Origin of the sequence: Gilliamella sp. ESL0441 (genome assembly GCF_019469185.1) — a bacterium.
Classification (GTDB): domain Bacteria; phylum Pseudomonadota; class Gammaproteobacteria; order Enterobacterales; family Orbaceae; genus Gilliamella.
Window position 1 is genome coordinate 2,007,498 of sequence record NZ_CP048264.1, and the last position, 12,319, is coordinate 2,019,816.

Sequence of the window (12,319 nt, forward strand, 5' to 3'; positions counted from 1 at the left end):
TTAACCTGTTTTATTTCTAAATAAAGAAATGAGCCACAATAATTATCAATTGTTACCTTTATACAACTAGTTTTCTAAGCATGCTAAGAAATGCATTAAATATTCTTGCTATTTCTGAAAATAACTAACCTAATATTTTTAATTATCAATAACTAGGATTTATTATGTAGTCTTTGCTCAGCCAGAGCTAAAAAAACAATGCCAATAATAATACTGATTGCACCCAATAAGTGCGACAAAGTAATTTTTTCATCAAAAACCAATACTGATACGAGCATCACAGTGACCAACTGCAAATGTGAAGCGGCAAAAGCAGGACCAACTGGCGCTTTCTTTAATAACACCATCCAAGTAATAAAAGCACCAGTATACCCAACCATCACTAAATAAGCCCAATAGTGACTGAAGATACGAATTAACCAATCAATATTAAACTCGAAAGGCATTGCTGACAAGGTGGTAAATTTAAAACACATCTGACCGAAAGTATCAAAAAATAATAGAAATACAAAACCAACCAAATAAAATTTTCTCATTCCGTCATTCCTACTAATACTACTCCTGTAGTAATAAAAAATATGCCTAATAATCGAAATAATGTCAGATGTTCTTTAAATAAAACTCGTCCTGCTAGCATAACAGTTATCATATTAAATGAACCTAACAAAATACCTTGAGATAAAGGGACTTCACTCAAAAATGCTAACCAAAAGATAAAACCAACAAAATAAGAACCGAAACCAATCCATAACCAAAAATTACCAAAAAGTTTATGCCAATAATCCAAACCTTGTTTATGTTTGGAAGTAATTGCAGCATATTTAAAAGCTATTTGCCCAACGGTATCACAACTAACATTAAGCAACCAAAGTACAATAATTAAGGTTGACACAGGTGACATTCTCCATGAATTTCAAGCACACTGTGCTTAATTAAAAACTTATTTTGCTGCGCTAACTGTTTAAGTTGTTTTTCGATATTTTCGGAATGTTTTTCGATGATTTGTTGGCAAATATCACAAATAAACAGAATTGAAAGATGTTCAGGGTCTTGGAAGTGAGGACAAATAATATAACTGTTGCTAGACTCAACTTTATGGATAAAACCTTGTTCAAGTAAAAATTCCAATGCACGATAAATAGTAGGTGGTTTAGCTTGTGGCTCACTGACTTTCAATAAATCTAAAAGATCATATGCACTCATCGCTTTATTTGCTTTTAACATAATATCTAAAACTGTGCGACGCTGCGTAGTCAGTTTAATATTTCGTTTTTTGCATAAGGTTTCAATCTTGTCTATTATCAGATTATGCATCTTCTTACCCTTGCCAATAGTCATTATTTTTTCAATGCGGCTCTTCTTCGTCTTATTTCTTTAGGATCATTTATTAAGGGACGATAAATTTCGATACGATCGCCATTATTTACGCAATCATTAAGTTCACAACGTTTACCATAAACTCCAACTAAATGATCATCTAATTGAATATGACAAATTGATAAGATATTTGATTTTATAATTGCTTGCAAGACATTAGTTTGTTCATCAACATTGCAATCAATAACGGTTGGATTATTTGGTAATGCATAAACAACTTGTATACTTATCATTTTAATAAATCTGCCTTGCTCGCTTAGAAAATGCCTCTACCATATTTGTCATCACTTCTTTAAAAACTGGTGTCATAGTCATATCTAATAATTTATTTTGAAATTCAAAATCTAAACTAAAACTAATTTTACATTCAGTATCATTTAACGATGTAAACTGCCATTTGCCCGAAAGGTGTTTAAACGGACCTTCTAAAAGGGTTAAGTCAATTGAATGAGGCTCATTAATTTGATTTAATGTGGTAAATGATTTTTTGAAACCAAATTTTTCAACTTCAATAAATGCAGCAACAACATTATCTTGTTTTCTAATAATCCCAGTTGCGATACAATCAGGGACAAATTCAGGATATCGCTCAATGTCATTAACTAATGCAAACATTTGTTCGATAGAATACGGTTCGATAACTTCGTGAAATATATGTGCCATAAGAATAAATTACAAAAAATAAAAATTGTGGCATATATTACCACGTAACTCTATAATAACGCACATTATGACTAAGAAAAAATCACACAAACCCGGTTCAGCAACCATTGCTCTTAATAAACGTGCCCGCCATGAGTACTTTATTGAAGAGGAAATTGAGGCAGGATTATCCCTTCAAGGTTGGGAAGTTAAATCCCTGCGTGCAGGAAAAGTTAATATTAGTGATAGCTATGTTCTACTCAAAGATGGTGAAGCATGGCTATTTGGCGCAACCATAACCCCGCTTAATGTCGCTTCCACACATGTGGTTTGCGAACCGATGCGTAACCGCAAATTGTTATTAAATGAGCGTGAGTTAAATTCATTATTTGGTCAAATCAACCGACAAGGTTATACCGTTGTTGCACTTTCGTTATACTGGAAAAATGCTTGGGCAAAAGTGAAAATCGGTATTGCAAAAGGTAAAAAAGAGTATGATAAACGTACCGATATCAAAGAGCGGCAATGGCAAGTTGATAAGGCTCGCATTATGAAAAACGCTAATCGCTAATTTTTTAGATCATCCCCCTTAATCATCAGTTCCACGATGACGTATAATCATGGGACTGATGAAAAATGCATTGTGCTTTAGCTCTTTGAAATTGATTAAATCAGCAATCACGCTCACACAAGTGAGTGCCATTGTTTCAAAATCTTGGGCGATAGCATCTATAGGATAGTTAGAATAATTAAGATAGATATTATAATCGTAGGAACAAAGACAAATATTTTCTGGTTTAACTTTACTTTCAACTAAATAACTTAATATCTCCTGTAAAATATTACCTGATGGCGTAAAAATTGCTTTAGGTAAACGCCCCAACTCTATGTGTAAACGTTTCAATAACTCATAACCCTTATTTGGGCAATAATCATCACACACAATCCAATGAGGTTTTGGAGTTAACCCTACTTTTATTAAACCTTGCTTAAACCCTTCTAACCTTGATTGAATCGAGGTTAATTGAGTATCACAGCCAATAAAATAAAATTCATCTAAGTTTTTAGCATAAGGTTCTATTAGATTAGCAACAGCAGACCTTGCTTCGCTGGTTATAAACGGTAATCTAGTCTGTTCAATGTAACGATCAAAAAACAGAACGGGTGTATGTTGATTGATACTCAAATAAAAATCATCTGTATCCAATGACGTTACCACTATCATCGCATCCACTTTACGCTCTACCAAATTTTGTGCAACATTAATTTCAACATCCTTATTATAATGGCTACATGTAATTAACAGCTGTATATTTTTTTCTCGAAATGACGCTTCCAGATGATGTAAAAACATTGAAAAAAATGAATTCGACATATCCGGAACAATAACACCAATTGTATTTGTACTATTTGCCTTCACCAAATATCGTCGAATATGCGATTGTTCTCTATATTGTTCGGCAATTGACAGTACTTTTTGTCGTGTTTGCGGTGAAATACGATATTTCTTATCCCGTTTATTAAAAATATGACTGACGGTCGTTGCCGACACGCCAGCCAAACGAGCAATATCATTGATTCTTAATTTATTACTCGTCATATTTCACCTTCCAGTCTATCTTGGCGTACGTTGTTGTTTATTGGGAAAAGTAGGATTATGATTTTCCGACGGATTTTGATACCAATAAGCTACACTTGAAATATCATCGCAACGTTCGTATAACCTGATATCATCATTGCCAATTTGTTGAAAAGCTAGTTTGATATTCTTATGAAAAGCGACTGGATCAGGTAAATGCCAACGATATAAGCCATGCATAGGAAGCGCATCATCACCAAAACCATGTACTGGATTTGAATCGCCTGTTTGAAAAAAGTCTCGTGTTGCATCACGATTAGTTTGATAAGGATAACCCATAAACAAAGTTTGGAAACATTTCGCTTTTGGTCTTCCTTGACTGTCGCGGTTATGGAACGCCCAAGCTCCACCAAAATAATCTTCTGAGCCAGTTGAATGTTGCGTTGGATAATCACTATCATCATCGAGATAGAATTTGAACTCCCCTTCTCCCCACCAATAACGTTCTAAAGCTGTTAAGGCTAGATATGTGCCAACATAATAACCATGCCCATTAACATTATCTAAAATAACATAATCTTGAGCAAAATTCGTAACTCGTTGACGGCGCCATTGCGCATGAAAATAAAGTGGTTGCTCAAACGGTTTTGGCATGATGGCATAGTTAATGGTAAAAAAGAAATGTTGTAAATCAGCTTCATGCTCATTGTGAATTTCGATTCTAGCCCTTTTATTAAATGGCATTCTGAAATAACTATTGAAACCACCGGTTGGGTTAACCACAATTGGCATTGAATTAATATCACACCGTGCTCCAAAACCATTACAGAAAAAATCCCCTATAGGGCTTTCAACCGATGGGACGGTTTCATCATCCCAATAAATCCGAATGACCACATCTCGCAATACAAAACTTCCTCGATGTGTCCTATCCGTTAAGGTAAACCACATATGCCTAATTTCAGCAGGCCCGTTAATTTCCGCAATAGTTATTTTTTCCCCTGCCGGAATCGAGATACAACCTTGTCCTTTACGGCTAGGACCTAAAGCACTCGCTTTCATACAAGATTTGCCTTTTTCACCGGTCATATTTTCAGGTGAAATAGTTCGAGTCTGTTCAAAGTTAAATTGTGTCACTGAATTGAATATATTCATTTTAAATCCTTAATATATTTTATTAAATTCTAAATATCAAAGTTTGGTAAATTTATGGTCAATTTTTTTGTTCTGTATTGCCTAATCTTTTATCTCGGCTTAAGAAAAAAATCGCAAAAATCATAAAGCCCAATACGACTAACCCCAGATTATTAAAAGTCGTCGCAGCACCTGCTGTATCGTAAACATCACCGACATAAGTTGAGAACAATATTACGCCGACTGAACCGGCAACTTGATAGCCAATTAAAAAAACAGTGGCTGAAAGACGTGCATTAAAATTATTATCAATATATTTAAATACAGAGACTAAAATGGTTGAGATTTCTAAACAATGCATCAGTTTAATTATCGATATAATAACAATGCTATTAACATGACCAGTTAAAAATATCCGGGAAGCCGATATGAAAGCAGCAAAGATAAGTGCATTTTTTGCACCAACGCGATTAACAACAAAGGGCACACAAAACATCACTGCCGCTTCTAAAAAAACTTGAAAAGAATTTAATAAACCATATAAACGATAACCATCATTTACATCGGTAAATTGTTGCGTAAAATAAACGGGGAACAATTGCTGATCATAAATATTATAAAGACTATAAGTACCTAGTACATAAATTACAAATATCCAAAATTTTTTAAGCGCAAACACAGAAAGAATTTCATTAAAGGTTAATTTTTCTTTCTTTTGAAACACCACACTCGAGGATTGAGTTAAGTCAGGTTTGAAATTGAGGTTCAAAATCATAAAACAGATACCGACTATCGACGCCGCCCAAAAATTAAGATGAGGATTAATACTGATCAAGATTCCAGCGAAAAACGTTCCTACTGCATAAGCAATACAGCCCCAGGTACGGCATTGACCAAATTCAAACCCAAATGCCCGACTAATTTTTTCACAATATGAATCAATCAGCCCCATCCCTGCAACCCAACCAAAACCAAGAAAAAAACTACCAAAAATCACACCGATATAAAAACTATGGCGTAACAGTGGTTCATAAACATAGATTAATGCAGGTGCGGCACAAGTAATAATAATACTTTGAAACCAAATAAGATGTTTTTTCAAAACTAATTTATCTTGATAGATCCCATAAAGAATCATAATAATTAGCGATATAAAATAGTTAAATGAATAAATAATACCTGTTTGCTTTGCTGTTAAACCTATTTCCTTACTGAGCCAGATTGCATAAAAAGAGAAAACAAAACTGCCTGCTGCGTAATACATAAAGCTATAACACGAAGCAAACCAATAAGTTGGCTTTTTATAAAATGCACTTGTCATAATTTATCCTATGAAGAGTTAACCACTAAGAAGGAGTATGAAGAGCTAAAAATTTAGCTTTAAAGAGTTTGTTGGATAAATGTGATCAATATCAAAAATTATTTTTAGAAATAAAATAAAATAAACGCCATAAGATAAAGTTATCACTCATAATTCTAACTACTTGAATAGCAAACCCTAATCAATTGGAAAAGAAATGTAAGCTAACTTATCCTAACAATTTAAGAAAATATGTCATATAAATTTAAAAGTTGGTCACCTTAAAAAATTTATTTGGATCTTGAATCATAGAAACAAGTTTAAACATTAATTTTTCGGAATATTTTAGACATCTAAAAATCTTAGAATAACATTCAATAAATAGCTTTTTAATGTAGCTAAAATTTTTCATTTTATAGTAATAGTAAACCTGCCTTATAAGCACAATAAAGCTAATCTGTATTACATATAGAATGATAAAGAAAATACAGCCAATTTGAACAAAAACATATATGACAATCGAAAAAGTTGACACACACCATTTAGCCAAATTATAACAACAAACAAAGGCTGTTTATTGACTTGTCAGTTATGTAAATATTTGCATAAAAAGTATAAAAAAAATTAGAGTAATATTATTTAACTCTAATCAATTAGATGTTATTTTAAGTTTAAATTTAAACAACTTAGGGATATTAAAAAATAAATTATGACCCAAAAACGAAATGAGCATCATAGGCTTTATCAAGTCATAGCTACAGAACTGAAAAACCGTATAATTAGTGGTATTTATCCGGTAGGCAGTAAGTTACCTTCAGAACGATTAGTTTGTGAAGAACTCAAGGTAGGACGTTCAGTAGTCAGGGAAGCAATTATAATGCTTGAAGTTGAGGGATTTGTATTAGCACGCAAAGGGTCAGGTATCCATGTTATAGGTAACAGTTCACCAAGAAATCTCTCAGCAACATCACCTGGTTTAAATTTCGTTAAAAGTGGGCCTTTTGAACTGTTACAAGCTCGACAGCTTATTGAAAGTAATATTGCAGAATTTGCAGCGACTCAAATAACTAAAGAAGATATTGTCAAATTACTGGAAATTCAACATAATGCTGAAAAAGGTGATCATCACCGAGATCCAAACTGGGATTTAAAATTCCATACTCAAATCGCGATGATAACAAGGAATAATGCACTCACAATGATTGTCAAAGAGACATGGCAACAACGAACGTTGAATCCATTGTGGAAAAAACTTCATGAACAAGCTCCCGAGGACACAATCAATAATTGGTTAGAAGAACACAATAAAATTATCGAAGCACTTATAAACCGAGATCCTAAAGCCGCAAAATTAGCCATGTGGCAACATCTTGAAAATACCAAGAAAACACTTTTTGAGGCTGCCAACAAAGATTTTGAAACTAAACGCGATCATTATCTTTTTTCGGATAATCCTGTCATTAGTATCAACGTAAATGAATTTGATTAATAAGCTCTAGCCCCATCAAGCTTTGGCTAACGCATAGCTATCAACTAATTTAAAATCAAAAAATTTGACTTTATCCGAATTAATTGACGCTATATTGTGTATAAGACCCAACGTTAAATAGCGTCAAATCGCTAATAAATAAAAGTTTAATTTCTATTTACAATTTATCTTTGATCATCAATTTCTACACCAACTGGCGGGGTAAATTGAAACTGACTAAGCGTAACCTTTCCAAGTTTTTGGCGAGATAGATCATAAAAACTGCGTTGTCCATCTTCTTCAATAATCGTAAAATTTGAAATCATGCCATTAGGTAAGACAGAAATTATAAAATTCTGATTAGAATCATCATTTGGTTTTAAAGTAAAAGAATCTTGTTTACGACTAACATCATAACTATCCCAAATTGGGTTATGACTATCTGTTATCAACAACATTAAACGGTTATCAACAGCCTTTTTTAAATTCATGACGGTTACTTGTTCAACGGCAGGGGTATATATCCACATATTTTTACCATCAGAGATTACTGTCGTTTCATCTGGTTCAGTCATTTTCCAATTGAAATAGTAAGGTCTTGTTACCCAAAGATCGCCTTTTCCTTCCTGAACCAATTGGTTATCAGCGGTTTTCACATTTTGAGAAAAGCGTGCATAAAATCCTTCGACCTTATCTAATCGTTGTTGTAATACTTCTTTATCACCAGCCCATGCGGATACGCTAACTAATAATCCCATTAACACTAAAAACTTTTTCATAACGAATCCTTACTTTTTATTATCTATAACAAAGCGTTAAATCTTGTTTCAAAAACTTATTAGGTCAAAATATTACCGTTTTTCGTTAAGTTCGAAAAGTTATTTTCTTTTCTTTTTCACTTATCAATTAACAAGTATATAATATAATGAACTTTTAAAACTTGGATACTACCCGTTATGCCTAGCATGTCATTTGATTTTACGACCGATGAATTTCAGCCTTTAGCGGCAAAAATGCGTCCACGTAATTTATCAGAATACATTGGACAAACTCAGTTACTAGGAGCGGGGAAACCATTACCTAAAGCGATAGAAGCTGGCAATCTTCATTCCATGATTTTATGGGGGCCACCGGGAACGGGGAAAACTACATTAGCTGAAATTATAGCGCATCATGCTCATGCTAAAGTCGAAAGAATATCAGCAGTCACATCCGGAATTAAAGACATTCGTGAAGCCATTGAGCGTGCAAAAATCAATCAACAAGCTGGAATCCGCACAATCTTATTTGTTGATGAAGTACATCGTTTTAATAAAAGCCAACAAGATGCATTCTTGCCCTATGTTGAAAATGGTACGGTCACATTCATTGGTGCAACGACCGAAAATCCATCATTTGAACTCAATTCTGCTTTGTTATCACGCGCTAGGGTTTATTTACTTAAATCATTAACCAATGCCGATATCGAAAATATTTTACAACAAGCTATTGATGATCCTGTTCGAGGTTATGGCAATAAACATATCGTGTTATTACCAGAAACAAAAAAACAGATTGCCGAATTTGTTGGTGGAGATGCCAGACGTGCACTGAATACACTTGAATTATTAGTCGATATGTCCGATGGCAATGAACTAACACCAGCGTTACTTAAGGAAGTCATGGGTGAGCGCAGTGCCAGATTCGATAACCAAGGTGACCGATATTATGATTTGATTTCAGCCGTGCATAAATCAATTCGTGGTTCTGCGCCCGACGCTGCTCTTTACTGGTACGCAAGAATCATTACTGCTGGTGGAGATCCCCTTTATGTTGCTCGTCGACTACTGGCAATTGCCTCTGAAGATGTTGGTAATGCCGATCCACGAGCAATGCAAGTTGCTTTAGCAGCATGGGATTGTTTTACGCGTGTTGGTCCGGCAGAAGGTGAACGCGCTATCGCTCAAGCTATTGTCTATTTGGCGTGCGCTCCCAAAAGTAACGCTGTTTATCTGGCATTTAAACAGGCTATGATTGATGCACAATCAAAACCTGATTACGATGTGCCTGAACATTTACGTAATGCACCAACCAGTTTAATGAAAAATTTAGGTTATGGAGCACAATATCGTTATGCTCATGATGAACCGAATGCTTTTGCAGCAGGTGAAAATTATTTTCCACCAGAATTGGCTGATAGCAAGTATTACCATCCAACTGATCGAGGTGCAGAAAAAAATTATGCCGATAAGCTGGCATGGCTAGAAGCACAAAATAAATCGAGTTCACAGCAACGCTATAAAAAAAATGATTCATAAGTAAAACCTTTCAAAGCAGTTTCCTTTTATAACAAAAAAAAACGTTTACTAACCGATAGTTAACAAATTTAATTTTTATTGATAAGCCCAAAAACACACTATATATAGTAATAAAATGATTAATAGGCACTACATATTGTATATTTTGACAAATATCAATTATGATAGGCACCTCAAAAAAACGGGATAAAACTGGATGGAAAATGAATAAATCAATATTTGTGACCAAACGAGATGGTAAGAAAGAACCTATCAATCTTGATAAAATTCACAAGGTTATCACTTGGGCAGCGGAAGGATTAGAAAATGTTTCGGTATCCCAAGTTGAATTGCGTTCACATATTCAATTTTATGATGGTATACGAACTTCAGATATTCACGAAACAATCATTCGAGCAGCAGCCGATCTTATATCGCAAGATGCACCTGATTACCAATATTTGGCAGCACGATTAGCCATTTTTCATTTACGTAAAAAAGCTTACAACCAATTTACTCCCCCACCACTTTACGAGCACGTTAAGAACCTTGTCGCAAGTGACCGTTATGACAAACACCTGCTTGAAGATTATACTCAAGAAGAGTTTGAACAAATGGATAAAATCGTCGATCATTGGCGTGATATGTCTTTTTCATATGCGGCAGTTAAACAACTTGAAGGTAAATACTTAGTTCAAAATCGGGTAACTGGCGAAATCTATGAAAGTGCACAGTTTCTATACATTTTAGTTGCAGCTTGCCTTTTTGCTAATTACCCTAAAGATACACGTCTTAGCTATATCAAACGCTTTTATGATGCGGTTTCAACATTTAAAATTTCATTGCCAACGCCAATTATGGCTGGTGTTCGCACCCCAACACGCCAATTTAGTTCATGTGTACTTATCGAATGTGACGACAGCTTAGATTCCATTAATGCGACAGCAAGCGCAATTGTCAAATATGTGTCACAACGGGCAGGCATTGGGGTCAATGCGGGCAAAATTAGAGCACTGGGTAGTTCAATTCGTGGTGGTGAAGCTTTCCACACTGGCTGTATCCCATTCTATAAATATTTTCAAACGGCGGTAAAATCTTGTTCACAAGGTGGAGTTCGTGGTGGTGCTGCAACGGTATTTTATCCACTTTGGCATTTAGAAGTCGAAAGTCTATTGGTTTTACGTAATAATCGAGGTGTTGAAGAAAACCGTGTTAGACATTTGGATTATGGTGTTCAGATTAATAAATTAATGTATCAACGCTTAATCCAAAACGAAAACATTACGCTTTTCAGCCCGTCAGATGTACCGGGTCTATACGAGGCATTTTTTGCCGATCAAGCAAAATTCGACGCCCTTTATCATCAATATGAACAAGATGTGAATATCCGAAAAAGAGTGGTAAAAGCGGTGGAACTCTTTGCCCTGTTAATGCAAGAACGTGCATCAACTGGACGTATTTATATTCAAAATGTTGACCACTGTAATACTCACAGTCCATTCAATGCTCAGCTTGCACCTGTACATCAATCTAATTTATGTATGGAAATTGCGTTACCAACTAAACCGTTGAATAATGTTAACGATGAAAAGGGTGAAATAGCACTATGTACACTATCTGCCTTTAATTTAGGTGAAATTCAATCGTTAGATGATTTTGAAGAGCTCGCCGATTTAACCGTTCGTGCCCTTGATTCACTGCTTGATTATCAGGATTACCCTGTTCCTGCTGCTCGCAATTCATCCATTAATCGCCGTACATTAGGCATTGGTGTCATTAACTATGCCTATTATTTAGCAAAACATGGGGTAAAATATTCAGACGGCAGCGCTAATAATTTAACCCACCGCACGTTTGAAGCGATGCAATATTATCTTTTAAAAGCATCCAATAACTTAGCGAAAGAAAAAGGTGCATGTAACTTATTTAACGAAACGACCTATTCACAAGGTATATTACCGATAGATACCTATAAAAAGGATCTTGATACCATTACAAAAGAGCCATTACATTATGATTGGGAAGCACTGCGTGAATCAATTAAAACTCATGGTTTACGTAATTCAACCTTATCGGCATTAATGCCTTCTGAAACGTCATCGCAAATATCTAATGCGACTAATGGTATTGAGCCGCCACGAGGATATGTCAGTGTTAAGGCCTCAAAAGATGGCATCTTAAAGCAAGTGGTACCTGACTATAAAGATTTAAAAAATTTCTATGAACTGCTGTGGCAAATTCCTAATAATACGGGCTATTTACAACTAGTTGGTATCATGCAGAAATTTATCGATCAATCAATTTCGGCTAACACCAATTATGATCCGACAAAATTCCCGAATGACAAAGTACCGATGAAACAATTACTTGCTGATTTATTAACCGCATATAAATTTGGAGTCAAAACACTCTATTACCATAACACACGTGATGGGGCGGAAGATATTCAAGGGGATATTGCACTAACTGAAAGTGATGAAGGTTGTGAAGGCGGAGCTTGTAAAATTTAATTGCCTTTTTCGACAAAAATAAAGCATTACTTT

The 12,319-nt window shown here is 34.8% G+C and carries 13 protein-coding genes; 4 read left to right on the forward strand and 9 right to left on the reverse strand.

From position 1 onward, the window contains the following. Positions 1–152 precede the first annotated feature (152 nt). Genes GYM75_RS09015 through GYM75_RS09035 form a run of 5 tightly spaced genes read right to left on the reverse strand, consistent with a single transcriptional unit; the run spans position 153 to position 2,040 of the window. On the reverse strand, positions 153–536 hold the full coding sequence (locus GYM75_RS09015; protein ID WP_220215630.1) for a multidrug efflux SMR transporter: 384 nt from the start codon (positions 534–536) through the stop codon (positions 153–155). Next, a complete protein-coding gene (locus tag GYM75_RS09020) occupies positions 533–901 on the reverse strand; it encodes an EamA family transporter (RefSeq protein WP_220215631.1) in 369 nt (122 codons plus the stop codon). The genes GYM75_RS09015 and GYM75_RS09020 overlap by 4 nt, the downstream gene beginning before the upstream one ends. Then, the gene (gene zur / locus GYM75_RS09025; RefSeq protein ID WP_220215632.1) at positions 880–1,314 is read right to left on the reverse strand and encodes a zinc uptake transcriptional repressor Zur; all 435 of its coding nucleotides are present in this window, start codon (positions 1,312–1,314) and stop codon (positions 880–882) included. Before zur ends, GYM75_RS09020 begins: the two co-directional genes overlap by 22 nt. A gap of 23 nt (positions 1,315–1,337) precedes the next feature. Beyond that, a complete protein-coding gene (locus tag GYM75_RS09030; RefSeq protein ID WP_220215633.1) occupies positions 1,338–1,610 on the reverse strand; it encodes an RnfH family protein in 273 nt (90 codons plus the stop codon). A gap of 1 nt (position 1,611) precedes the next feature. Then, positions 1,612–2,040: a type II toxin-antitoxin system RatA family toxin gene (locus GYM75_RS09035; RefSeq protein WP_220215634.1), complete on the reverse strand. Its 429-nt coding sequence runs from the start codon at positions 2,038–2,040 to the stop codon at positions 1,612–1,614. A gap of 67 nt (positions 2,041–2,107) precedes the next feature. Here GYM75_RS09035 and smpB point away from each other — a divergent pair, with 67 nt between their 5' ends. Beyond that, positions 2,108–2,590, forward strand: a complete 483-nt coding sequence (gene smpB / locus GYM75_RS09040; protein WP_220215635.1) for an SsrA-binding protein SmpB — start codon at positions 2,108–2,110, stop codon at positions 2,588–2,590. A gap of 18 nt (positions 2,591–2,608) precedes the next feature. On the opposite strand, the gene GYM75_RS09045 is transcribed toward smpB, so the two are convergent. Genes GYM75_RS09045 through GYM75_RS09055 form a run of 3 tightly spaced genes read right to left on the reverse strand, consistent with a single transcriptional unit; the run spans position 2,609 to position 6,053 of the window. After that, on the reverse strand, positions 2,609–3,619 hold the full coding sequence (locus GYM75_RS09045; protein WP_220215636.1) for a LacI family DNA-binding transcriptional regulator: 1,011 nt from the start codon (positions 3,617–3,619) through the stop codon (positions 2,609–2,611). Positions 3,620–3,634: 15 nt separating this feature from the next. Continuing rightward, entirely contained in the window at positions 3,635–4,753 is a 1,119-nt protein-coding gene (locus GYM75_RS09050) for a glycoside hydrolase family 172 protein (protein ID WP_220215637.1), read from the reverse strand. A gap of 58 nt (positions 4,754–4,811) precedes the next feature. Next, complete coding sequence (locus tag GYM75_RS09055; protein WP_220215638.1) at positions 4,812–6,053, reverse strand: oligosaccharide MFS transporter; 1,242 nt, start codon at positions 6,051–6,053, stop codon at positions 4,812–4,814. A gap of 688 nt (positions 6,054–6,741) precedes the next feature. On the opposite strand from GYM75_RS09055, the gene GYM75_RS09060 reads away from it, so the two are divergent. Further along, on the forward strand, positions 6,742–7,521 hold the full coding sequence (locus GYM75_RS09060) for an FCD domain-containing protein (RefSeq protein WP_220215639.1): 780 nt from the start codon (positions 6,742–6,744) through the stop codon (positions 7,519–7,521). Positions 7,522–7,685: 164 nt separating this feature from the next. Here the strand turns inward: GYM75_RS09060 and lolA are convergent, their stop codons facing one another. Next, positions 7,686–8,279: an outer membrane lipoprotein chaperone LolA gene (gene lolA, locus GYM75_RS09065; RefSeq protein WP_220215640.1), complete on the reverse strand. Its 594-nt coding sequence runs from the start codon at positions 8,277–8,279 to the stop codon at positions 7,686–7,688. A gap of 177 nt (positions 8,280–8,456) precedes the next feature. On the opposite strand from lolA, the gene GYM75_RS09070 reads away from it, so the two are divergent. Beyond that, on the forward strand, positions 8,457–9,797 hold the full coding sequence (locus GYM75_RS09070) for a replication-associated recombination protein A (protein WP_220215641.1): 1,341 nt from the start codon (positions 8,457–8,459) through the stop codon (positions 9,795–9,797). A gap of 203 nt (positions 9,798–10,000) precedes the next feature. Next, entirely contained in the window at positions 10,001–12,286 is a 2,286-nt protein-coding gene (gene nrdA, locus GYM75_RS09075) for a class 1a ribonucleoside-diphosphate reductase subunit alpha (protein ID WP_220215642.1), read from the forward strand. Positions 12,287–12,319 lie beyond the last annotated feature (33 nt).